Here is a 23,852-nt window from a genome sequence, read left to right as displayed (position 1 = left end):
CCTGAGTGTAAGTTTACTAATCGATAAAAGGGTTTTGATAAATGTTGATTTTCTGTTTAAAAGCCAGCCCTAAAAAAGGCGGATCGTTGATTAAATAGCGTTTCCAAAGTCGTCGGGGTTCACTTAACAATCTGTAGGGAGTTTCAAGTCCGGCATTACTCATCCATTTCGGTGCTCTTTTCTTGTGACCGGCTTCAAAGTCAATGGTGGCACCTATGGCTAAAAATATTTTGATGCTTTTAAGCTTTTCTCTGTGTTTGACAATCCATTTTTCTTGCTTCGGCGCACCGACTCCTACCGCCAATACATTCGCACCAGATTTTTCAATTAAATCGACGATCGCCGCACATTCTTCTGCGTTTTTTTCAAATCCAAAGGATGGCGAATGCGCGCCAACTACCATCTCTCTTCCCACTTTGAGGTTGATATTTTCCCGAGCTTTGTCAGCGACTCCGGGGGCGGATCCCAACAAGAAAATTTTGATTTTTTGGTTGTCTTTATGATACTGATAGAAGGCTGGCAACAGATCGGAACCTGAGATTTTTTCTTGAACTGGTGTTCCTAATAATTGCAAGCAATACATTAATATTTGTCCGTCACAAACACTGTAATCGGCAAATTTATAAGTCTCGTAGAAGTCTCGATCTTTTTGCAGGATCATGAGGTGATCTACATTGGGGGTAAAAACAATACCACCTTTTTCATCAAGTTGCTGCAACAGTTCTGTGGTCGATAAATTATCAATAAAAATATTGAGGACTTTAACTTTTTGCATCTTTTTGCAATCTCTGTAACTAAAACAATGCAATCATCGAGAAACTTACTTGAATATTGTTTTGGTTCTCGATTATTTTCAAATAATTGGTGATTGAGTTTCTGTGCCAACATCCTAAACCATTACTCTCGGTAATGGTATCCGCAATCGCCAGCCTTCATCAAATCTTTAAAATTTACAATATCAGAAATAGTTATTAATCGATCCAAAATATTAAAACAAAGATATCAATCGCTGAACAGACATGGTTTTGCGATTAAGTTTTGGTAACATTTGGTGGCTCTAAACACTCTTTAAGATCATTTTTGTTAAGAAATGACAAGGTTTCCCTAACTTCAACGGATCTAATTGAGGAATCGATCTGGGGAATTGGCTTTATCAAATCTTTATAAAAGAGTAGTACAAATACTTACTTTGCATCGGATATCTTTCGGATTGAGGCGATCGCCTGTTTGATTAAACTGGTTGGGTGTCGGAAATATCCTAAGTCGCGTGCTATTTGCGATCGCACGTACAGCGCCGTTTGTATACTAAAGCGATTTTTTTAGAAAAACTTAACACGCCCAACCATAGTTGTTGTCACATCTATGATATGAGATGTACTTTTTGCGAGTAAACTTTCCAACATTCCCGCGCAATCTCCCAATCTTCCTGAGTATGAATCACCAAAACCCGCACCGCAGAATCTACCGCCGCAACATCATCATCAATTGGCGAATTCAAATTCTTCTCCCCATCCAACCTTAACCCAATAAACCCAAAAACCTCGCAAACAGCAGCCCTGACAACAGCCGAATTTTCCCCAACACCGGCAGTAAAAATTAAAGCATCCAACCCGCCCAAACTAGCCAACATCGCCCCAATTCCGGCACGCAAACGGTGCACGTAAATATCGAAAGCAAGTTGAGCCCGAGAATTGCCATTTGCGATCGCCTCCGCAATCAGCCGCATATCGCTAGAAACCCCAGAAATCCCCTTCAAACCAGAATTTCGATTCAGAATATTATCGAGTTCCTCAGCAGTAAAGTGCGATCGCCTTAACAGATGAATTATAATCCCCGGATCGATCGCACCCGATCGACTCCCCATCATCAAACCATCCAAAGGAGTAAAACCCATCGTAGTGTCAACACTCCGGCCGTCGCGAACCGCCGCGAGAGAGCATCCGTTGCCCAAATGACAGCTAATCAGCCGCAAATCGGCAGAATCGCGGTTCAGAATTTCAGCAGCCCTGCGAGCGCAATATTGATGGCTAATGCCGTGGAAACCGTAGCGGCGAATCCCGTCTTCCAGCCATTCGTAGGGGCCCGGATAGACAAACGCAGCGGGCGGCAAATCCGAGTGAAAAGCTGTATCAAAAACTGCGACTTGCGGCACATTCTTGAGGATTTTTTCAACGGCTTCGATACCTTCCAAGTTAATCGGATTGTGGACGGGAGCAAACTGGGATAAACGAGCGATTTCCTGTTTTACTTCCGGCGAAATCAGCGTGCTTTGCTGATAGTTTTCCCCGCCATGTACGACGCGATGACCGACAATATCAATCTCGTTTAAACTGTTAATAACTTGAGTTTCACCCTGCCACAGAGTCTCTAGCATTCGAGCGATCGCCCCAGCGCGATAATCCGAGGCAATTTCTTCCTCAAACCTATTACCAGCAGCAGTTGTGACTTGCAACTCCCCCGCACCTTCGCGGTGACTCCAGTCTATTTTTGCTTCCCAGAGAGGTTGTGGCGGGCGATCGGGCAAAGAATCATTTAATTCGTAAAGACAGCTTTTTTGACTGCTAGAACCTGCATTTAAAACTAAGATTTTCATGGTAATAGATAATTGGTAATAGGTGATTCAGGGCTTACTCACTCCAACCTCAGAAACCGGATTTTTACCTTTTCTGTTGGTTGGAACCTGTGTATTTTGCTCAAAAACCTGGTTTCTGGCTACCCGTATTGATTGTTAGCTATTCACTAATGACGACTTTATTAAGAAATTTATCAAAATATTAAGTATTAATGCAATCTGTAGTCAAGCGTTACGGTTATTTGATATATCTTCGTCATCAGATTTTCATTGATTAAAATTTAAGGAGCCGATCGCCATGTTGACAACAATTTTATTAACCGTTGCCCCTCGTACCGTAGAATGGAGCCCCACCATTGGGCTGATTATGATTGCCTGCAATATTCTAGCCATTGCTTTCGGCAAATTAACAATCCAGCATCAGAGCACAGGTGGGGCGATGCCTTCAGCGAATATGTTCGGCGGTTTTGGTTTGGGTGCAGTCTTGGGAACCACCTGCTTCGGTCATATTTTGGGCGCAGGTACGATTTTAGGATTGTCTTACATTGGCGCGATTTAGAATCTAGGTGAAGACTGCACACCTTTTCTAAGTACCGGGTAAATTGCGGAGGTTTTCATCCAAGTGCGATCGATCGCCCAAAACCTCCAGCATAGGCCCACGCACATCAAACTTGACTATACTAATAGAAGCTGTTAAAGCAGCAATACGATTGCGATAACTTCCGAGATCGATTCCCAACAACCCGCACAGAATAATCCGAATAGTCGCCTTGTGGGAAACCACCAAAACATTACCAGTCTTGTACTTTTCCTGAATTTCTGCAATAACTAAGGAAGCTCTACTAGAAATCTGCACCGAAGTTTCCCCCTCAGTCGGTGCATTCCAAGCAGGTTCCGCCAACCAGTTAATGTAATCTTCAGCATATTTTTCGCGAACAGACTCAACGGTTTCGCCTTCCCACTTCCCGTACTTAATCTCCTTCAATCCATCGCGGAGTTGCATTTGAATTCCTAGAGTATCGCACAAAGGTGTTGCAGTTGCGATCGTCCGTTTCATGGGACTGACATAAACAGCATCCCAAGGTAATTTTGCGTAAGCTGCGGCAAACTGTGCTGCCATTTGAGCGCCTTCGGGCGTTAATTCTGGATCGAGGTCGCCGCAGAAACCACCTGTTTTGCTGTAAACTGTTTCACCGTGGCGCAGAAAGTAGATTTTTAAGCTCATAAATTCCAGGTTCGTAGTGAGGACTTCAGTCCTCATAAATTACTTAATTGTGATACCAAATCTAGTTTACTCTTCAGTCCGCGAAGGCGGACTTCGTTCGTGTAGAAGCGGTTTCAACCGCCGATTTCATTTGTTTTCTCATCTTAGCAAAAGAGTTTAAAAAACTCCTTCAAATCATCAAGAGCAGGATTATCCCAATCCCAAATATCTTTTTTATGTTCCATAACATAATCAAACTTAGACATACTGCATTTACTTCCAGCTTGTTTTTGTTCCTGCTTTGAGCAAGTATCAAATCTAATATAGTTGCTAATCCAGAATTTATCAAACTCTTTCTGGTTGATTTTCTTTCCCTGGCTTTCTAGGCAAGTTTTCCAGCTATCCAAACAATTAGCATAGGGAGAATCTTTAGCCTTGATTGCCTTTAACAGAGTTTCCAGTTCCCCTCTACCTCCAACATTTGTAAAGTAACAAGCCAATTTTGCATTTGTTCCATGATCTGTTGTACAAATATCGATAAATTGTTTAGTGCTTGACAAGCTTTCAGATTCAAACACTTGTTTTATACATCTATCTACGAATTTTAGCCGTTCTTGCTCTGAACAATTATCAATATCGATAATAATTCCAATCTTTTCGATATCTTTTCGGTCAATCTTTCTTTCTAAATTTTTTAAAGCTTTGATTAACTCTGTTTCGCTCAAGCCTTCCAAACTTTGATAATCATCTATATAAATAGGTGATGCTACCTGGATATCGCAGTTTAATTTCTCAACCATTCCCTGCATAAAAATTTTATCATTTTTACTTTCTACTATGACAATATTACTCACCTCTCACTCCTTCTTTATGCTCTAGTGCGTAATTCAAAGTTTCCAAATCGAGCCGACTTCCGATTATTTGATTTGTTTTGAGTTTCCTTGCTAGTTCAAAATATGCACTGGTGCATTCCTGATTGGATTCTAAACCCACCTTAGCAAATGCTTGAAGCATCTCTAAACTGTGAGTTGTGGCAAAAATCTGGGTATCCAGTTCAACCGCCAACCGGAATAACATTCTCCAAAACTCTCGCTGGTTTGTATAGTGTATGCCATTTTCGATTTCATCAATTAGCAGTATTTTGTGTTCGCTGTTTACCAGTTTAAGAATAATTTCTGCAACTCGGTTCATCGCATCTCCAAACAGTGAGAGAGGTAAACGTTTTTCTCCTTTTCTTCTTAAGTAGAGCGTGGGTTTCCCAATCGAAATACTGTCTACTAATTCTATTGAAGAGTCTAGAATTTGAAAAGCTTTTAAAACTTCGCTATCTTTTTCATTCAAACGCGCCAGGTCAAATAGTTCCGTTAAATTCCTCTCAAAAGACCTCATACAAGATGGAATGAAAGGCGGTTCTTTAACATTAGGGCGACTGCCAAACCCCATTTTGCTGGATGAAGTAGCTATGGCAACGGAATTAACAGTTTCTCGATTATATTGAGTTAATTTGAGATTTAGGACTGACAAATCATCTTTATTTTTCAAGAATAACTCTCTTAATCTTTCTATATTTTGGTCGGAAAAAATATTGTCCACATTTCCAGATTCATCTAACCAAATTTCTATTTTATCTACGACATTACTTTCATCTTTTCCATTAATTACTATAACTGCGTCTTTGTTGAGGGAATAAAACAAATTGTCCCATTCCCTTTTATATATTGAGTCTATTGATGGTGTCCATTCTAAAGATTCTGATGATTCTGACGATTCCATTCTCAGCTTTTTTAATGCAAATATACTTCTACCGTCAGGATCGTTATAGAGAAAAAGTGCTTCTAGCAAAGCTGTTTTGCCAGCATTGTTTTTGCCGCCGATTAAATTGACTCTTTCAAACCCAGAAATTTTGATTTGCTCAAAACACCTAAAATTTTGGATTTCTATTTCTTTAAGCATTACTATTTTGGATATCTAAATCCTGAATTACGGCTGACTTATTCTAATACAAATCGAATCCTGTAGGGACACGGCACTGCCGTGTCCTAATCCACAAACCCTCGCCGGAGAAGGCATTGCCGTGTCCCTACCCAGAATATTGCTAACCAGGTGCGCCCGATCGCACACCTTGATCTCCTACCACCGTCGGATCTTTAGTTTCCTTCGGCTTTTCAGACGAAACAGCACCACCGTGAGGCCACTTCCAGTCGCGGATTTCCGGCAAATCGTCGCCGTGTTTGATGATATACTCCCTGTGCTCGATAAGCTTGTCTCGCATAGCTTGTTTACCGTAAGCAGCAGCATAACTCAGTTTCGGAACGCGATCGAGTACATCGCCAACTAAATGGAAGCGATCGAGATCGTTCATCACCACCATATCAAACGGCGTCGTAGTCGTTCCCTCTTCCTTATAACCGCGAACGTGAATATTCGGGTGATTCGTCCGGCGGTAAGTCAACCGATGAATCAGCCAAGGATAGCCGTGAAAAGCAAAAATCACCGGCTTATCTTTCGTGAACAAAGCATCAAAATCCCTGTCAGATAAACCGTGAGGATGTTCGCTAGATGGTTGCAAAGTCATCAAATCCACCACATTCACCACCCGCACTTTCAAATCAGGATAATCTCGGCGCAAAATATCAACAGCCGCCAAAGTTTCCAGCGTTGGAACATCACCCGCACAAGCCATTACCACATCCGGTTCGCCACCTTTGTCATTGCTAGCCCATTCCCAAATACCGAGGCCCGCCGTACAGTGTTTAATCGCAGCATCCATGTCCAAATACTGCAAAGCCGGCTGCTTCCCAGCAATAATCACGTTCACGTAGTGGCGGCTGCGGAGACAGTGATCGGTAACGGACAGCAAAGTATTAGCATCGGGCGGCAAATATATCCGCACAACTTCCGCTTTTTTGTTGATTACGTGGTCGATAAAACCCGGATCTTGGTGCGAAAAACCGTTATGATCTTGCCGCCAAACGTGAGAAGTTAGTAAGTAGTTGAGAGATGCGATCGGTCTGCGCCAAGGAATCTCGCGAGTAGTTTTCAACCATTTAGCGTGTTGGTTGAACATGGAATCAATGATGTGAATAAATGCTTCGTAGCAGGAGAAAAAGCCGTGCCTTCCTGTTAGCAAATAGCCTTCCAGCCAACCTTGACACAGATGTTCGCTGAGGACTTCCATCACGCGCCCGTCGGGAGAAAGGTGCTCGTCATCCTCCGGTAAAACACTACCCATCCACTCCCGCCCAGTCACCTCAAACACCGGATCGAGGCGGTTTGAGGCAGTTTCGTCCGGCCCGACAATGCGGAAATTGGCGTTTTTCTGATTCAGTTTCATCACATCCCGCAGGAATCGCCCAGTCACGCGAGTTGCTTCACCCATCACAGTCCCCGGCTTTTGCACGTCTACGGCGTAGTCTGCAAATTCTGGCATTTTCAAATCTTTCAGCAGCAGACCGCCGTTAGCGTGGGGATTTGCCCCCATCCGTCGATCGCCCTTTGGTGCAAGTTCCGCCAATTCTGCAATCAGTTTACCCTTGTCGTCAAACAATTCTTCCGGCTTGTAGCTTTTCATCCAATCTTCCAGGAGTTGGACGTGGCCAGGCTTAGAAGCCATTTCAGCTAATGGAACTTGGTGCGATCGCCACGAGCCCTCAGTTTTTTTCCCATCAACTTCTTTCGGCCCCGTCCAACCTTTCGGGCTTTTAAGTACAATCATTGGCCACTGAGGGCGATCGGAATAGCCCTTAGTCCGGGCTTTCTCCTGAATCGCCTTAATTTCGCCGATCGCCATATCCATCGTTGCAGCCATCAACTGGTGCATCGTTTCCGGGTCTGAACCCTCCACCCAATAAGGTTTGTAGCCGTAACCGACCATCAAACTCTCCAATTCCTCGCGGGGAATCCGGGCCAACAGGGTAGGATTCGCAATTTTGTAGCCATTCAGGTGCAAAATCGGCAACACAGCCCCATCCCGAACCGGGTTGAGAAACTTGTTAGAATGCCAGCTAGCAGCCAGCGGGCCAGTTTCTGCTTCCCCATCGCCGACAACCGCTGCCACAATCAAATCGGGATTATCAAAAGCCGCGCCGTAAGCGTGGACAAGGGCGTAGCCAAGTTCGCCACCTTCGTGAATCGAACCCGGAGTTTCCGGCGCAACGTGGCTGGGAATACCGCCGGGAAACGAAAACTGTTTGAACAGCCGTTGAATTCCCTCTTCATCTTGGGAAATGTTCGAGTAATATTCGGTGTAAGTTCCTTCGAGATAGGTGTTAGCCACCAAGCCCGGCCCGCCGTGTCCGGGGCCTGCGATGTAGATAGCGTTTAAGTCTTGGGATTTGATGAGGCGGTTGAGGTGAACGTAGATGAAATTGAGGCCTGGAGTGGTGCCCCAATGTCCGAGGAGTCGGGGTTTGACGTGTTCGAGTTTGAGGGGTTCTTTGAGTAGCGGGTTGTCGAGGAGATAGATTTGTCCGACGGAAAGGTAGTTAGCCGCCCGCCAGTAAGCATTGATTTTGCCTAGTTCTGAGTCGGAAAGCGGCTTTAATTGTGGGATCTCGGTGGTTCCTAGCATCATCGGCTATTGACTCCTGAGTTGTGGTTGTTTGGTTAAAGTTTGTCGCGCAGTTTGTCGCGCAGTTTGTCGCGCAGTTTGTCGCGCAGTTTGTCGCGCAGTTTGTCGCGAAGTGCGATCGGGATTAATTTGTTATTTGTGACGTTTGGTATTTAAACTCCCTGTCTTTCACATAAACAATTGAATTGTAGCTTGTTTTTGTCTAAATAACAGTTTAAATTAAGGTTAATTTCTGCCTGAATCTCGCGCAATTTTGACGCTATAAAAGCAATAACTTGTGAGGGTTCAAGGAATTCGGCAATAAAAAATAGGATTTCTAACTTTAGGGTGTGTACTGTACATTTTCTCCGTAGGTGCTGCGCCTCATTGGATGTGTTCTACAAATCCCCAAAAAATACTTCTTAAGGTAGATGTCAGAATGATTCGATATCAGAAATTTCTCAACAACTTCCAAAGATATAGCAATGCTATTTAAATGGTGAACTGGCTTTTTTTTAATGAACCGCAGAGGCACAGAGGGCGCAGAGTAAGAGAGTGGAGAGAAAGAGGGATATGCAGCAATTCGGCATCGATTGCTATAGTAATTCAATATATAGCCTTTCTCAAAAAGATGAGGTATGACTGACAGCTTATATAACCGCTTAAAGAGGGCCCAAGCCCAACAACGTACCTCGTCTTTCTGATAACGGCTATATATTGAATTATTTGAGGTTATATAAAAAATAAAAGCTGTACCGGGGATGTACGTTGGGAAACCTTTGGTTAGGTATTTGTTTATATTTGTGGCTGGTTATAAAACAGCGAGACGAGAATTATGAATTGAGCCAAGCGAATAGTAAAATATTTTTTACCGGGAGTTTCAGCCTTGGTTGCCGAAAGGGTTTAATGTACAGTCGCTGAATTATTGGGCAAAAATTATCATGCTTTACTGAGTGGATGAAAGGGAGGGATTTGAGTATTTTTTTTGAAGTTGCTGGATGAGTTTTGTCAGCGGGATACAAGTTTAAAGGTTGATGGGGTTGAGGCTGAGGGGAGACAATTATTAGTCAGAGATAGATACGATCCAAGAATTTAATCTATATTTAAACTCTTGATTAAATATTTAACGAATTCCGGTCAAGTGAAGTTAAAACCTGCTGTGATGTGAGCTTCTTTATAACTATAACTTAACCTAAATCCCTACTTATTTTTAATGAAAGTATGAGAAGCTTTTTGTGGATATTGATTATTGATATGCCCGCTTTTTGGATGTGGCGGGCGTCAAATCCTGGCATCTACACAGATTCAGAACCAAATTTCCAGGTAATTTCTTAAGAACTAATCGGCAAACCTATGACTAATATTAACGGCAATACCGCCGCCCCTAGTTACGTCAACAATCTCAGTGACAGCAATCTGAGTGCAGGTTACAAACTGACTCCTCTCTTGACAGTAGGCGACGAAATTCCCCAATTGACTGGGAATTTTGGCAGCTACACTGCCAACGCAACCAATCGCTATGCTTTCACAGGCATTCCCGATGGTTTAGGTATTCAACAACGTCCCAACGGTAACTTCTATGTCTGGGTCAACCACGAATTAAGTAATACAACAACCACAGACATTTCTAGCACAGCAACAAATTCCAAAATCAAAGGTGCCAGAGTCTCCTTATTTGAGTTTGACTCAAATTGGAAGGCGATCGGCGGTCGGAATTTAATTGAACGAGTTCAAGACGGTGCAAAAACATTTGCCCTGGATTTAACCAGCGGAAACTACAGCTTCCAAAGTAGCACGGGCCCGGAAACTTTTAATTTTGGCCGCTTCTGTTCGGGATACTTAGCTGATTCTGGGTTTGTTGACAGCAGTGGCAACCCTACACCGATTTGGTTTGCGCCAGAAGAAACTGATTCGGCTAGCCGTGGTTTTGCAGTCAGGCCGGATGGAACTGCGATCGCCCTTAATGGCTTGGGACGCTATTCTAAAGAAAATGTCGTTTCTGCCACTCAGTACCGCGCCGGTAACGCCAGCAAAAAGACTGTTCTGATCTCTACTGAAGACTCCAGCGACGGCGAACTTTATATGTTCGTTGGAGATCAAACCGCTGCTGACCCCAACGGGTTTAACAACGGGAAATTGTATGTCCTGCGTGTGGGAACCATTGACAACGAAGGACAAGTTTCCAAAACTGGCGCGATGACTGGAACTTGGACTGAGGTAGACTCTAGCGTGGTTTCTGATGGTACAGCCTTGAGTAATTGGGTGAATGCCTCTGGACGTTCAACTAACTTCCGCCGATTGGAAGACATTGCTGAAGACCCCAAAAACCCCGGTACATTCTACTTTGTTACTACTGGGACGAATAATTTGCCCGGAGCAAGCACTACAACGACTACCGCCAGTCAGGCTGAAAATCCTTACGGCAAACTCTATCGTTTCAGCTTAAATGCTACTAATCCGACGGGCCCAATTAGCAATTTTGAATTGTTGCTGGAAGGAGGGCCTGGTAAGGGTGTCAGCTACGACAACCTGGCTGTAGACGCCCAAGGCAATGTCTTGCTTCAGGAAGACGAGACAGCATTTGGCGGTGAGGTGATGAAGGCAGAAAAACGCGAAGGCCGGGTCTGGTCGTACAATATTGCTGCCAATAATGGTCGGGCTTTAGGTGCTCGAACGGTGTCACCGCTGTTTGAGATTAACGAAAATGCCGGAGGTGCCAACTTTAATAACTTCACCACGCCCGGTGAATGGGAATCTTCTGGGATTGTTGCTTTTGGGTCGAACTCCAGCCAAAGTTCTTATCTGTTTGACGTTCAGGCCCACACGATCAGAAATTCGGGAACTAGCACTACAATTTTGCGGGGGAACCACGCAGAAGGCGGTCAGTTAATTTTAGCTACTCCGGTAGGGGTGGCAAAACCAACGGTGGAAACAACGCCTCCACTGTTGGACGATCCGAATGTGTCGGCACAACTGCGGGCAGATGCGGACGATCCGGCGATTTACGTTCACCCTACAGATCCTGCTAAGAGTTTAGTGGTGGCAACTGCGAAAAATGCTGGGTTGCGGGTGTACGATTTGCAGGGAAATCTGTTGCAGTCGATTAATCCTGGGGTTTCAGCTACCGATCGCATTCGCTATAACAATGTTGATGTGGTTTATAATTTCAAGCTGGGCGATCGCACGGTGGATTTGGCGATCGCTAGCGATCGGCGCAATGACAAATTAGCTATTTTCCAGATCGATCCCAATGCGGCTACTCCAGGTCAAACTCTCAAAGATATCACCGATCCTAGCATTGGTACTCTCTTCCGCACGCCGACGTTTAGCGCCGCAGCTTCTACTGACGAAAGTAATGCCTACGGTTTAACTTCGTACCGTTCTCTGACGACTGGCAAATCTTACGTTTTTGTCAACCGCCGCAATACTGGAGATGTCGCACAGTTTGAACTGTCTGCAACTGCTTCCGGTCAAGTAGGTGCTAAGCTAGTACGGAATTTTACGGTAGCTAATCCACCGGCAGTACCAACTGGACGATCGCCTCAACTCGAAGGTATGGTTGCCGACCAACAATTAGGATTCCTGTATATTGGACAGGAAGATGTTGGCATTTGGAAATACTCGGCCGAACCGACTGGCAATTCTACCGGCACATTAATCGATCGCACGCGGGCGCAAGGCGGTACTGTACTGGTAGATGATGTCGAAGGACTTACCATCTATTACGGAGAAAACGGTAAGGGTTATCTTCTCGCCTCCAGCCAGGGAAGCAACACGTTTGCAGTGTACGATCGCGGTGGCAGTAATGGATTTATTGGTGAATTTGCGATCGGTACTAATGGTGCGATCGACAGCAACCAGCAATCTGACGGGGCTGATGTCGTTAACGTGCCTTTAGGCCCTAACTTCCCCTCCGGTTTGTTGGTGACTCAAGATGGATTCAACGATCCGCAGGTTTTGGATAGTCAAAACGAGAATTTCAGCACGAATTTCAAGTTGACGCCGTGGCAAAACGTAGCGACGAGTTTCCCTAAAGCGCTACTCATAGATCCAACAGGCTTCAATCCTCGGAATGTTACGGCGTTGTCAACACCAACACCCGCACCAACACCCGCACCAACACCAACACCTGCACCCACACCAACACCTGCACCCACACCTGCACCCACACCCACACCTCCGATTCCACCAACACCAATACGAACATCAACACCAACACCTGCACCCACACCTGCACCAACACCTGCACCAACACCGACGACTGTACCAACAACACCAACACCAACACCTGCACCAACACCGACGACTGTACCAACAACACCAACACCTGCACCCACACCAACACCGACGACTGTACCAACACCAACACCCACTCCCGAGATAGATACTTGCCTCTGCGATACCTTGGATTTGAGTAACATCAGCTTGTTAGTGACTGATGTTAGTCTCACCGGGACTGCTGGCAACGACTCGATCGCAGGCAGCGCACGCAAAGATGCGATCGGCGGTTTGGCGGGCAATGACAAGCTTTTTGGCTTGGGTGGCAGCGATCGCATAATTGCTGGCTTGGGCGACGACACAGTATACGGTGGCAAAGATAACGATGTCATTCTGGGCGACGCTGGCAACGATTGGCTAAGTGGCGACTCAGGTAGCGACACGATTTTGGGCGGCAGCGGCAGCGATTCTATCTTTGGTGGCAAAGACAACGATCTATTATTAGGTGAAGGCGATCGCGATACTATCTTTGGCGGTGAAGGTAAGGACACTCTCTGTGGCGGTGATGGCAACGACTGGTTATCCGGCGACAAAGACAATGATGTTCTTGACGGATGCGCTGGCAACGATACGCTGTACGGCGGCAAGGGCAATGACATCCTCACCGGTGGCGCTGGCAATGATTTGCTGTACGGCGGTGCTGGCGATGATACGCTAACGGGTGGCAGTGGTAATGACACTTTTGTGTTAGTAGGCAATCAGTCAAGCGATCTAATTCTTGACTTCAGAAAAGGTCAAGATTTAATTGGATTGTCTGGCGGTTTGGCCTTTAACCAATTAAGTATTACTGCTAGTGGCAGCGACACATTAATCCGCCTTGCAAATAGCGATCGGCTGTTAGCAACTCTCAAAGGCGTGATTCCAAGTGCGATCGCCTCGACTGATTTCACCCCAATCCTGATCTAATACCGTTTTGCCGATCGCGCTTTTTGAGTAAAAAGAGCGATCGGTCAATATAATATCTGGCAACCTTGTCTGTCATCAATCAAATCACAGACCTCTCGCAAAAATAGCTAAGACGGGCAAAATGCCCATCCCACACAAATCTTTTTTTCTTGTGGGATGGGCATTTTGTTCGTCCTTAAATTCTTATCTTTCCGAATGCTGCACCTCCAACCAAGCCTCCAAATCCGCCAGAGTAGCAAAATCCAACAGCGCCTCACTCAAATCTTCAAGCACCAGCAAGGGCAGATTAGCAAGGCGCGATCGCATTTCCTCAGAAATTTCTTGCCGCAACCGACGGGTTAATTGTCGGACAATCAGGGCACAGGCTTCTGCCTGCCGCCCTTCCTGCCGTCCTTCCTGCCGGCCTTCTGCCTTAGCTTCTTGATAGAATCTCGTTTCCTGCAATGTAATTCCCAACATTGATTCCACCTCAGCTCGACTCAACGATGTAAATTTGTACGACAAAATAGTAGCTAATAGGTCTATTATGTCACGACCTGCTGCTGGTGGAACTTCTTGCTGCACTCGGCTCAGCAAATATCTTGCTTCTGCTGGTGCTTGAGTCTCCCCGACAGTCGTCAACACCATCAGCGCAATCCCTAAAGGCAAAGCGCGAATATCCCCCAACTCATCCAAGCACACCCGATGCACTTGATTGCTGTTGAGCAAAGCTCGATAAGGATAAACATCGCTTTGTTCGACGCTGCGTGATGGATAAATCACTACAGCTTGCCAATCGCTGTAACGACTGCGATTGCGGTAAAAGTATAAAAACGATTCGCCAAACAATCGTTCGTAAAGCTGTTCGTCTTTCTGAAACTGAACTTCACAAAAATAGACAATGCCCGGTTCTTCAGATTCTGGGGGCAAAAATACGCCGTCTATTTCAAACTTAGGTTCTTTGACTGCAACCGAGTCAAAGCGATAATTGGCAGCATTTGCTGGAGTTGTCGCTAGTAGATCGAACAGCAAAGTGGGCGCTTGTCCGAAAAGTTTGTAGAATATTGAATCCCGCCGCATGAAAGATGTGCAAAGAAAGAGACAAATTAATGCTACTGCATAATGGTTCGCGCAAAATATGCGATCGGCCTCTATCCAAATTTTATTAAAAGGTCGAGTCAAGTTCTACTCAATAAAATCATCAAAATTTCACACATCGCTCGTTTACACTACTATAATAGCAAATATATAGCTAATTCATAAATCGCATAAATTCTATTTTATAAGCATGAAGTTTAATACCGTCCAAGAAGTTACATTATGGAAAAATTTTATATTTAATGGTGAAGTTTATGATTTATCGCATCTTAATGCTCGCTGGATTGAGTATGTTGACAAAAAAGACAAAAAAAATATAATCACATACAAATTTATAGTAACTTATGGTTTACATTGTTTTACTAAAGATTCTGATGATATTTCTAGCGAAGAATCACAGCTATTGATGTACAATGGGCCGAGAGAGTCCAGAACGTTTAATTTTGATAGATATCAACTCTCAAGGCAATTACCAAGTATTGTCGAGTCATTGGGCGAGAAGGAAACCTTAGTTTGTCACGCTGGGTATGGAAAATTTGCAATCGTTAAAATTGTAGATTCAAACGGTATTGAGGTTGATTATTTCGTTGCTTTTGCAGCATTCAGAGAAAGTAAAAGGTTGAGATTACATATACACAGTGCTTATCCTATATACGAAGGCATAGGTAAAGTTGAAAAAGTTGGCTTTTTCGTCATAGCCAAAAAGTTATTGCAGAATAAGGAATTACCGAAGCCCTAAAATAACAAAGGCTCCTTAAGGAGCCTTCGCCAAAATATAAATCTTGGTATTCAGAACGTCTTTACCGGAATTCCTCGACCTCATGGGTAACGGGATGTCATGATTAGATCATGTCTGCTGCATCCTTTTCTCTAATATAGTTCATGGTTTGGATCTATGTCAATTTTTACTCAAGAAAAGTATTAAAATTTTCCAGTGTGGGCAATTTACGGTATGGTACGCTTTCTATTTCTGGATTACCGCAGTTTTTTGGTTTGGTCGATCGCGCCTATGACCTTTCTGGCCTAGGAGGAGATTTGAGACCAACGTCCGGTTATTGATAGGGGGTTGGTGCGATCGACCTTGGGCGATCGAATAGCGATTTGTTAGGTTACTGAATAATCATGCTGTCTCGACTTATGAATCCTCTTCTTGCCTTAACTCTTCCAGTTTAGTGAGTAGCTTTGCTAGTGGTATACTGAACTCAGGAAACTGGACAACTTCGCCTGTTGTCATCTCTTTTATTTCCATTATTTCCCTTCGTGTTTCAAAAGATATAACTTTAAATGTCAGCTCCTCCCAATTTTCTCCATATCTACTTTTGAAGTGAGTGGCTACACCATAGTTTGGCTGAGTAAACGATTCCTGTAGCTGACAAACATCGGTTTTTATACTGTCTGCATATTTTTCGTTGAGTATGCTAGTTCCATCAGTTGCGATTCCTTGTCCCCTAGGCCCCAAGACGGAACCATCAGGAATTTGAAGGATAGGAATTATACCAGCTTTCCGAAAAATATCAATATCATTATCAGAGTAATTAGAATCTATCTCAGTAACACAGTTTAAAGTGTGTGGAGCGAGAATTTCCGCCCAATTATCTTGGACAATTTTCAGTAAGTTTTGATCGGTAAATCCTCCACGATGTGGATGGATATCGATTAAATACATCCTTGCCGTATTGGAATCTGCAATAGCAAATAAGAGATCGCCTGTTCGTTCAACATGATTGGGATTAGAGTTAGTGCCTAAATGGAAGTGAAAGATTTCCCAATCGGAAAACATAAGGTCTTTGTAGTCTGGATCATCGCTCTTTTTACTAAGATGAGGTTTTAAGTTTTGCCCAGACTCCGCTTTCTGGATGAATTGCTCCAAACCTAATCTAATCTCCGGCATAAGAGATTTTCTTGTCAACTCGTTAGACTGCATCACAGTCCATTCAATAATTGGTGGTACTCTCCGCGCCAAGTTAAGAGATCGTATCAAAAGTTTATCAATATCTTCTTCGGGTGCTGGAGGATGCCCTAGCCTGGAAAGTTTTTGGGTAATCACTTCATGAAGATCAGAAATGAAATTTATATGTGCCACTCTATCCTATCTCCTATAATATTCTAGACCCAACTAAATATTAACATACAAATGCGGACTCAACACCTAAGATTATCGCAAAGTACCGTATCTTTTGTCTCCAGTTGCGATCGCGACCTATCTCAAAACCCGATCGCACTTGGGGACATTCTTGGGGACATTCCCCCTGTGCAAACCGGGTTTCTGGGATGAGTGAAAACTAAACTAACTTGACTTAGTTTCTTTCTTAGTCTTTGTCGCAGTCGTCGCCTTTTTAGCAGTAGTTGTTTTCTTCGCCGCAGTTTCCGACTTCGCCGCAGTGGTTTTCTTCGCAGTAGTTGTTTTCTTAGCCGCCGTTTCCGACTTCGCCGCCGTAGTCTTCGTTGACTTCTTCGACTTGCTAGATTTGCCGCCGCCCGCTGCTTCCTTCGCTGCTAACAAATCCAATGCTTTTTGTAAGGTGAAATTCTCCACAGATTCATCCTTAGCCAAAGACGCATTGATATCCCCGTGTTTGACGTAGGGCCCATAACGGCCATCGTAAACATTCAGCATTTCTCCCGATTCTGGATGCGCGCCCAATTCCTTTAATGGTGTCGTTGATTTGCTTCCTCGAACGGCTTTCGGTTGCGCTAACATTTCTAAAGCCCGATCGAGCGTTATAGTCAAAACATCATCAGGAACCTTGATCGATCGATAATCCTTACCAACCTTACCCTGGTCGTGCACCACATAAGGGCCGTACATCCCCAAATTAGCCTGCACCTTCGCCCCCGTTTCCGGGTGAGTGCCCAACAGGCGAGGTAGAGTCAACAAACTCACCGCCATATCAACCGTCACACTATCCTTATCCGTCCCCTTCGGTAAAGAAGAACGCTTCGGTTTCTTGTTCGTTTCCGAAACATCCCCCAACTGAACATAGGGGCCGTAATTGCCAATCAGCACATAAATCGGTTCCCCAGTGTCCGGATGCAAACCCAATTTTTCCGGGCCTTCCGTCTTTTGCTTTAACAGAAATTCAACTTTTTCTGGGTCTAAATCTGCCGGAGTCAAATCTTGGGGAATCGATGCTTTTACCTGGCCTTCTTCGTTTTCAGATTCGAGGTAAGCGCCGTATTTACCGATGCAAACTTTGGCTGTGATATTCTCCAATATCACAGTTCGGGCAACTTTGGCGTCTATCTGACTTTCCTGTTCCTTAACTTGGGTTGCGAGTCCCATTTCCCCTGTATAAAACTTTTGCAAATACGGCAGCCATTTCGCCTCGCCGGTGGCAATTTCATCCAGGGTTTGTTCCATGCGGGAAGTAAAACCCGTGTCTACTAAGTCGGGGAAATGTGTTTCTAATAAAGTGGTGACAGCAAAAGCGGTGAAGGTCGGAATTAGCGCGTTAGCTATTAATTTCGCGTATCCTCGATCGACAATTGTACCGATAATACTCGCATAGGTACTCGGACGGCCCACACCCTCGCTTTCGAGCATCTTCACCAGAGAAGCCTCGGTGTAGCGGGCGGGAGGTTGAGTTTCGTGTCCAACAGCCTCCAAATCCTTGCAATTAGGTTTATCCCCCACCTTCAGCGCCGGCAAAATCACCTCTTGGTCTTCCAGCGCCGCATTCGGGTCATCGGAACCTTCCACGTAGGCGCGCAAAAAGCCCGGAAAATCAATGCGTTTCCCGCTGGAACGGAAACCGGCATCTTCTACCTGAGTTAATACCGTGACGTGAGTTTGGCGCGAATCCGCCATTTGAGAAGCGACAGTCCGCTTCCAAATCAAATCGTAGAGGCGGAAGTCAACGCCATCTAGCCCGGTTTGCTGCGGCGTCCGAAAAGTGCTGCCGGCGGGACGGATAGCTTCGTGGGCTTCCTGGGCGCCTTTACTTTTGGTGGTGTATTTGCGCGGTTGGGGGCTGAGGTATTCGCTACCGTACAGTTCTTGCACGCAACTGCGGGCGGCGGTAATTGCCTGTTCGGACAAATGCACCGAATCCGTCCGCATATAGGTGATAAAACCGCGTTCGTACAAACTTTGGGCGATTCGCATGGTTTCCCGCGCACCCAGCCTCAGCTTGCGGTTAGCTTCCTGCTGTAAAGTCGAGGTCGTAAACGGCGGCGACGGTTTGCGGGTGACTGGCCGTTCTTCGATATTCCCGACAGTCCAAGGCTTGTTTTGAATGCGGGAGAGTAAAGCCCGCGCCTGTTCTTCGTTCAGCAACAGTACGCGGCGGCCTGCGGTAATTTGTCCGGTATTTTCATCGAAATCGCTACCGTTGGCAACTTTTACATTCCCGACTGTCACGAGTTTGGCATCAAAGGCACCCCCCTGTCCCCCCTTACCAAGGGGGGTAGGGGGGGTCAAAGTTGCTTTCAAATCCCAGTAGCTACCTTGGCGGAAAGCGCGGCGTTCCCGTTCCCGGCGTACCAACAGGCGTACTGCGACTGACTGGACTCGCCCTGCGGACAAACCCCAGGCGATTTTCTTCCACAGTAGCGGAGAGAGAGTGTATCCGACGAGTCGATCGAGAATTCGGCGAGTTTCCTGGGCCTGTACCACTCGATTGTCGATATCGCGGCAGTGAGTTAGGGCGTCGCGGATAGCTTCGCGGGTGATTTCGTGAAACACCATCCGCTTGATGGGAACTTTGGGTTTGAGGATTTGCAGCAAATGCCAGGAAATGCTTTCGCCTTCCCGGTCTTCGTCAGTGGCTAGAATCAGTTCTGTAGCTTCTTTTAGCGCGTCTTTGAGTTCTTTAACAATTTTCTTTTTATCTTTGGGGACAACATAGAGGGGTTCAAAGTCTGCCTCCACGTTGACGCCGAGTTGCGCCCATTTTTCACCTTTAACGGCTTCTGGTATTTCTTCGGCGGAGGATGGGAGGTCGCGCACGTGGCCCATAGATGCCTCTACCCGGTACGTAGAGGGCAGGAAGTTACGAATGGTACGGGCTTTGGTGGGAGATTCGACGATGACTAAAGTTGACATGGCATCTTTTTATATATGGATGGCGGCGCAGTTAGAGTGTCTAATTTACAGAGTGTAGGTCGGATGTCAAGACTTAGGGGAACTTTAGGGGATGATTTCAAATTACCTTAATGTTTAAGTTACTGCCGATCGGGTTGCAGGTCACAAGCTGATGGGATTTTACTGCTTTTGGGGCAAAGACCGGGAACCCTTGTCTCTGCAAGATGCACGGAATGTCTCTCACCTGACTCTAGCAGAATTGGCGGTAACTGGATGCTGAGACTGTTGGATGCGGGCGGATGGTTCCTCTGTTGTAGATTTGAGATTGTAGATTTGAGATTGGGCAAGATTTGATGGTTTCCCCACGACAAAGACTTGAAATGCGATCGAGAATTTGTCCAATAGTCGATCGCACTCACCAGCTAACATCAGATATTGTGGACTAATTCTTGATACCATTTTGGGAGCGCGTTATTATAAACACTATGCGTATCTTGTCCCGCAGCACCCTAAGAGACTTCTGGGAGTTTCATCCAGATGTTGAAGAAGCACTGAAAACTTGGTACTACGAAGCATCTCAGGCGGATTGGCAGAGTCCAGCCGATATTAAAACTGCTCATCGTAATGCCAGCATTATTGCTAACAATCGTGTAGTTTTTAATATCAAAGGCAATACCTATCGACTGATTGTGGCAATTCGTTATGACATTGGGATTATTTTTATAAGATTTATTGGCACTCATGCCGAGTATGACAAAGTAGATGCGGAAACTATCTAAACAGAGGTTGATGTATGGAATTACACCCAATTAAAACAGAAACAGATTATCAGGAAGCCCTGCGATCAATTGAATCACTGTTTGATGCAGCCCCCAATACCCCAGAATGCGATCGATTAGATATCCTCAGTACCTTAGTGGAAGCTTATGAGAAGGCAAACTTCCCCATTGAAATACCAGATCCAATCGCAGCAATTCAATATTATATGGATACCCGTGGATGGTCTCGTCATGATTTAGAGGTATGTCTTGGCAGTCAAGCTAGAGTCTCTGAAGTGCTATCTCGCAAACGTTCTCTAACCTTGGAGATGATTCGGAAGTTGCATCAAGAACTCGGGGTGCCGGCTGAAATTTTGATCCAGCCATATCAATCGGTACAAACCCCTGCTTAAGTATTTTTGTTTACTGCGGATCGAATTTCGTCTGCACCGCAAATTCAGCAATTTCTGTCAGGCTTTAGTCAGGATCGAGAGATAACCTTGAGATAGCCAAGGAGGATATTTTGTGAATGTAAAAGCTTTTGACGCCTATCGCTCTCGATTTCTGCAATTACTTGAGTACATTGATTCAAATCTGGAAGAAAATCTCAGTGTAGATAAACTCAGTATTGTTGCTGCGTTCTCGAAATATCATTTTCACCGACAATTTTCTGAGTTTTTAGGAATCGGCGTATACAAATACGTCCAGTTAAATCGCTTGAAGCGCGCCTCTTATCAGCTCGCATTTCGCGATCGCCCAATCGTCGATATCGCCCTCACGAGTGGCTACGAAAGTCCTGAAGCCTTTGCTCGTGCATTCAAGAAGAGCATAGCACAAACTCCTTCTGAATTCAGAAAGCAGCCGCAATGGGAAAATTGGCACGCCACTTACCAACAATTAAGCGAACTGAGGAACCAACACATGAAATCCGATACATCCGCTGAACAAGTCAAAATCGTCATCTTCCCAGAAACAAAAGTTGCAGCCCTCGAACATCGGGGAGATCCGCAACTAATCGGTAATTCTGTCCGCAAATTCATCGAGTGGCGCAAGCAAAATAATCTGCCTCCCAAGGTGAGCAAAACTTTTAACATTGTCTACGACAATCCAGCGGAAACCGCGCCGGAAGACTATCGCCTGGATATTTGTGCAGCCACGGATCGTAATTTTACAAACAACTCATTCGGGGTGATTGGAAAAATTATCCCTGGAGGTCGTTGTGCCGTACTGCGGTATACTGGTTCTAACGACAATCTTGGTGCAGCAGTAAGATATCTTTACTCCGAATGGTTGCCACAAAGTGGTGAAGAGCTGCGAGACTTTCCGCTATATTTTGAGAGAGTCAGTCTTTTTCCAGATGTACCAGAATCTGAGGCGATTACTGACTTGTTTCTGCCTCTGGAGTAGTTGAGTCTAACTAATACCAGTATCCAAAATATTTGTGGCAATATATTTGGGTATTGGATTCACAATTGTTTTTGAATGATTCTGGTGCGTCGCTATGAGATTGTCGATCTTTGTTAGGGATTATATCGGAATGATTTAACCGCAGAGAACGCAGAGGGCGCAGAGAAAGAAGAGAGAGATGAATAATTCCGATGCTACCGGATTTGATATTATTCATAGCGACACACTCTACAAGTAAAGTAGTTTAATCCGATTTAACACATAACTTTTATGGCATTTGAATTCGACCATATCTTCATTTTAACTGATATTGGTGCCCCGATCGCCGATCGCCTATTATCATTCGGTTTAGTCGAGGGCTCGTCTCGCATTCACGCTGGACAAGGTACCACTAATCGCTGTTTCTTTTTCCATAACGCCATGTTGGAACTGTTGTGGGTGCGCGATCCAGACGAGGCGCAATCTGAGCCTATTTATCGGACTCGTCTTTGGGAGCGATCGACAAATCGCAATAATGGCGCCTGTCCCTTCGGCATCTGTTTGCGTTCAACCACAGGTTCTGAGGACACTGTAGCATTTTCTAGTTGGGCATATCGTCCGCCCTATTTACCTGAAACAATCAGTATCGCGGTAGCCACAAATAGTGATAATTTAACTGAGCCGATGCTGTTCCAAATTCCCTGGGGAAAACGTCCAGATTCATCCTCTGCTGAGAAATTACAGCCCCTGAATCACGGTGTTGGCTTCCGCGAAATTAGTCGTGTAGAATTAGTCAGTCCTGCTGCGAATAATCCCTCACCAGAACTGCAAGCAGTAATTGATACAAATCAGGTCAAGTTACGACTCGGAACCGAGTATTTTGTGGAACTTGGTTTTGATGGAGAAGTGCAGGGAAAACTGCTAGATTTCCGACCTGGATTGCCGCTGATTATTAGTTGGTAGCGTGAATCGGCAACCTACTCCTATAGCTGAAAGCGATTTTATGTATGACAAAAATATTGTAACGATTGCCATTGTAGAGACTGTTGATTTAGTTGTAAAATAACCGTTGTAGTCTCGAGAGTATCATTCGATTAAAAATAAAATTGACTGGCAGTTCAGGCAATTGCGGCCAGGATAATTTTACCATTAACTGTTATAGCCTTTCTCAAAAAGATGAGGTATGACTGACAGCTTACAAAACCACTAAACTCAGAGGGCTGAAGCCCAACAACGTACCTCACCTTTCTGAGAACCGCTATACATTTTTTATCGATTCCCCAGTCATCGATCGCAATCCTCGCGCCAATTCCTCCATACCCACAGCAACCGCTTTTATTTGAACTCCAGATGGACATAACATCGAAGCTATTTGTCACATCCCTATTTAACCTCATTTAACCTCAACCGAAGCAGTTGAAAACGAACTTTCAAAATCAACGCAAGCAGCGACGATTGACGTACACCCTGCCACCTCCGCCGATTTTGATCTGTTAATATATTATTGGGTCAGTGCTAAAAATATGCCAAAAATAAAGGTAGATAAAATGATGTTGAACCTCCGCCCGGCCACCTCCGCTGATTTGCCTGTGCTACAATATTGGGATGAACAAGCTCATGTAGTTAATGCAGATCCTAACGATGATTGGGGTTGGGAAATAGAACTCGATCGCACTCCTGACTGGAGGGAGCAATTAATTGCTGAAATTGATGGCCGTGCGATCGGATTTATCCAGATTATCGATCCAGCACTTGAGGATAGTCACTACTGGGGCGATTGCGAACCGAATCTACGGGCGATCGATATCTGGATTGGAGAAGAGACAGATTTGGGCAAAGGCTACGGCACACAAATGATGCAGCTTGCACTGACTCGATGTTTCGCCGACTCTGCTGTGACGGCTGTACTCATCGATCCACTTGCTAGCAATACCCGCGCCCACCGCTTCTACGAACGTCTTGGCTTTCAATTTGTTGAACCGCGACGTTTCGGCGAGGATGACTGTTTTGTTTATCGCCTGAACCGGGCAGATTGGCATCCCAGTAATCAGAAGAACGCTGAATAACTTGTTCTTGCACAAGCATCGCCCTGGAAAGGA

Annotated in this window: 18 protein-coding genes; 8 read left to right on the top strand and 10 right to left on the bottom strand. The window is 45.0% G+C overall.

Translation table 11 applies throughout. The annotated features are described in order from the left end of the window. Nucleotides 1–16: 16 nt before the first annotated feature. On the bottom strand, nt 17–775 hold the full coding sequence (locus QZ938_RS22665) for a WecB/TagA/CpsF family glycosyltransferase (RefSeq protein ID WP_293353449.1): 759 nt from the start codon (nt 773–775) through the stop codon (nt 17–19). 585 nt (nt 776–1,360) lie between these two features. Further along, nucleotides 1,361–2,593: an acetate kinase gene (locus QZ938_RS22660; RefSeq protein WP_293353451.1), complete on the bottom strand. Its 1,233-nt coding sequence runs from the start codon at nt 2,591–2,593 to the stop codon at nt 1,361–1,363. 277 nt (nt 2,594–2,870) lie between these two features. On the opposite strand from QZ938_RS22660, the gene psaK reads away from it, so the two are divergent. Continuing rightward, nucleotides 2,871–3,131 (top strand): photosystem I reaction center subunit PsaK, encoded by a 261-nt coding sequence (gene psaK / locus QZ938_RS22655; protein ID WP_293145547.1) that lies wholly within the window; start codon nt 2,871–2,873, stop codon nt 3,129–3,131. Nucleotides 3,132–3,158: 27 nt separating this feature from the next. On the opposite strand, the gene QZ938_RS22650 is transcribed toward psaK, so the two are convergent. The 4 genes from QZ938_RS22650 to QZ938_RS22635 all read right to left on the bottom strand — a co-directional run bounded on the left by QZ938_RS22650 (nt 3,159) and on the right by QZ938_RS22635 (nt 8,349). Then, nucleotides 3,159–3,797, bottom strand: coding sequence for a histidine phosphatase family protein (locus QZ938_RS22650; protein WP_293353452.1), 639 nt, complete (start codon nt 3,795–3,797; stop codon nt 3,159–3,161). 143 nt (nt 3,798–3,940) lie between these two features. Further along, complete coding sequence (locus tag QZ938_RS22645; protein WP_293353454.1) at nt 3,941–4,630, bottom strand: DUF3226 domain-containing protein; 690 nt, start codon at nt 4,628–4,630, stop codon at nt 3,941–3,943. Beyond that, a complete protein-coding gene (locus QZ938_RS22640) occupies nt 4,623–5,729 on the bottom strand; it encodes an ATP/GTP-binding protein (protein WP_293353456.1) in 1,107 nt (368 codons plus the stop codon). The genes QZ938_RS22645 and QZ938_RS22640 overlap by 8 nt, the downstream gene beginning before the upstream one ends. Before the next feature lie 142 nt (nt 5,730–5,871). Continuing rightward, the gene (locus QZ938_RS22635; protein WP_293353458.1) at nt 5,872–8,349 is read right to left on the bottom strand and encodes a phosphoketolase; all 2,478 of its coding nucleotides are present in this window, start codon (nt 8,347–8,349) and stop codon (nt 5,872–5,874) included. Nucleotides 8,350–9,678: 1,329 nt separating this feature from the next. Here QZ938_RS22635 and QZ938_RS22630 point away from each other — a divergent pair. Beyond that, the gene (locus QZ938_RS22630) at nt 9,679–13,509 is read left to right on the top strand and encodes a phytase (RefSeq protein ID WP_293353460.1); all 3,831 of its coding nucleotides are present in this window, start codon (nt 9,679–9,681) and stop codon (nt 13,507–13,509) included. Between the two features lie 183 nt (nt 13,510–13,692). Here QZ938_RS22630 and QZ938_RS22625 read toward each other — a convergent pair whose 3' ends face one another. Further along, nucleotides 13,693–14,568, bottom strand: a complete 876-nt coding sequence (locus QZ938_RS22625; RefSeq protein ID WP_293353462.1) for an Rpn family recombination-promoting nuclease/putative transposase — start codon at nt 14,566–14,568, stop codon at nt 13,693–13,695. Nucleotides 14,569–14,776: 208 nt separating this feature from the next. Here QZ938_RS22625 and QZ938_RS22620 point away from each other — a divergent pair, with 208 nt between their 5' ends. Beyond that, complete coding sequence (locus QZ938_RS22620; protein ID WP_293353464.1) at nt 14,777–15,325, top strand: stationary phase growth adaptation protein; 549 nt, start codon at nt 14,777–14,779, stop codon at nt 15,323–15,325. A 396-nt stretch (nt 15,326–15,721) separates the two neighbouring features. Here QZ938_RS22620 and QZ938_RS22615 read toward each other — a convergent pair whose 3' ends face one another. The 3 genes from QZ938_RS22615 to QZ938_RS22605 all read right to left on the bottom strand — a co-directional run bounded on the left by QZ938_RS22615 (nt 15,722) and on the right by QZ938_RS22605 (nt 20,068). Next, complete coding sequence (locus tag QZ938_RS22615; protein WP_293353466.1) at nt 15,722–16,669, bottom strand: hypothetical protein; 948 nt, start codon at nt 16,667–16,669, stop codon at nt 15,722–15,724. A 204-nt stretch (nt 16,670–16,873) separates the two neighbouring features. Next, complete coding sequence (gene topA, locus QZ938_RS22610; RefSeq protein ID WP_293353468.1) at nt 16,874–19,630, bottom strand: type I DNA topoisomerase; 2,757 nt, start codon at nt 19,628–19,630, stop codon at nt 16,874–16,876. Nucleotides 19,631–19,849: 219 nt separating this feature from the next. Next, nucleotides 19,850–20,068 carry a hypothetical protein gene (locus QZ938_RS22605; RefSeq protein WP_293353470.1) on the bottom strand — a complete coding sequence of 73 codons (219 nt, stop codon included), beginning with the start codon at nt 20,066–20,068 and terminating at the stop codon, nt 19,850–19,852. A gap of 26 nt (nt 20,069–20,094) precedes the next feature. On the opposite strand from QZ938_RS22605, the gene QZ938_RS22600 reads away from it, so the two are divergent. From QZ938_RS22600 to QZ938_RS22580, 5 genes are all read left to right on the top strand, one after another. Further along, nucleotides 20,095–20,388, top strand: a complete 294-nt coding sequence (locus QZ938_RS22600; protein ID WP_293353471.1) for a type II toxin-antitoxin system HigB family toxin — start codon at nt 20,095–20,097, stop codon at nt 20,386–20,388. 14 nt (nt 20,389–20,402) lie between these two features. Next, nucleotides 20,403–20,780, top strand: coding sequence for a transcriptional regulator (locus QZ938_RS22595; RefSeq protein ID WP_293353472.1), 378 nt, complete (start codon nt 20,403–20,405; stop codon nt 20,778–20,780). 112 nt (nt 20,781–20,892) lie between these two features. Then, complete coding sequence (locus tag QZ938_RS22590) at nt 20,893–21,774, top strand: GyrI-like domain-containing protein (RefSeq protein ID WP_293353473.1); 882 nt, start codon at nt 20,893–20,895, stop codon at nt 21,772–21,774. A 270-nt stretch (nt 21,775–22,044) separates the two neighbouring features. After that, a complete protein-coding gene (locus tag QZ938_RS22585) occupies nt 22,045–22,716 on the top strand; it encodes a hypothetical protein (RefSeq protein WP_293145507.1) in 672 nt (223 codons plus the stop codon). A gap of 560 nt (nt 22,717–23,276) precedes the next feature. Beyond that, the gene (locus tag QZ938_RS22580; RefSeq protein WP_293145504.1) at nt 23,277–23,819 is read left to right on the top strand and encodes a GNAT family N-acetyltransferase; all 543 of its coding nucleotides are present in this window, start codon (nt 23,277–23,279) and stop codon (nt 23,817–23,819) included. The last annotated feature ends 33 nt before the right edge of the window (nt 23,820–23,852 follow it).

Source organism: Microcoleus sp. CAWBG27, assembly GCF_020883145.1.
GTDB lineage: Bacteria > Cyanobacteriota > Cyanobacteriia > Cyanobacteriales > Microcoleaceae > Microcoleus.
The sequence above is the reverse complement of the archived record's forward strand: the minus strand, read 5'-3'. Positions and strand labels throughout refer to the sequence as shown.

Bases quoted from the DNA above. Each gene is read 5' to 3' on its own strand.
- QZ938_RS22665 (WP_293353449.1), bottom strand. From the start codon at position 775: ATGCAAAAAGTTAAAGTCCTCAATATTTTTATTGATAATTTATCGACC.
- QZ938_RS22660 (WP_293353451.1), bottom strand. From the start codon at position 2,593: ATGAAAATCTTAGTTTTAAATGCAGGTTCTAGCAGTCAAAAAAGCTGT.
- psaK (WP_293145547.1), top strand. From the start codon at position 2,871: ATGTTGACAACAATTTTATTAACCGTTGCCCCTCGTACCGTAGAATGG.
- QZ938_RS22650 (WP_293353452.1), bottom strand. From the start codon at position 3,797: ATGAGCTTAAAAATCTACTTTCTGCGCCACGGTGAAACAGTTTACAGC.
- QZ938_RS22640 (WP_293353456.1), bottom strand. From the start codon at position 5,729: ATGCTTAAAGAAATAGAAATCCAAAATTTTAGGTGTTTTGAGCAAATC.
- QZ938_RS22635 (WP_293353458.1), bottom strand. From the start codon at position 8,349: ATGATGCTAGGAACCACCGAGATCCCACAATTAAAGCCGCTTTCCGAC.
- QZ938_RS22630 (WP_293353460.1), top strand. From the start codon at position 9,679: ATGACTAATATTAACGGCAATACCGCCGCCCCTAGTTACGTCAACAAT.
- QZ938_RS22625 (WP_293353462.1), bottom strand. From the start codon at position 14,568: ATGCGGCGGGATTCAATATTCTACAAACTTTTCGGACAAGCGCCCACT.
- QZ938_RS22620 (WP_293353464.1), top strand. From the start codon at position 14,777: ATGAAGTTTAATACCGTCCAAGAAGTTACATTATGGAAAAATTTTATA.
- topA (WP_293353468.1), bottom strand. From the start codon at position 19,630: ATGTCAACTTTAGTCATCGTCGAATCTCCCACCAAAGCCCGTACCATT.
- QZ938_RS22605 (WP_293353470.1), bottom strand. From the start codon at position 20,068: ATGGTATCAAGAATTAGTCCACAATATCTGATGTTAGCTGGTGAGTGC.
- QZ938_RS22600 (WP_293353471.1), top strand. From the start codon at position 20,095: ATGCGTATCTTGTCCCGCAGCACCCTAAGAGACTTCTGGGAGTTTCAT.
- QZ938_RS22595 (WP_293353472.1), top strand. From the start codon at position 20,403: ATGGAATTACACCCAATTAAAACAGAAACAGATTATCAGGAAGCCCTG.
- QZ938_RS22585 (WP_293145507.1), top strand. From the start codon at position 22,045: ATGGCATTTGAATTCGACCATATCTTCATTTTAACTGATATTGGTGCC.
- QZ938_RS22580 (WP_293145504.1), top strand. From the start codon at position 23,277: ATGCCAAAAATAAAGGTAGATAAAATGATGTTGAACCTCCGCCCGGCC.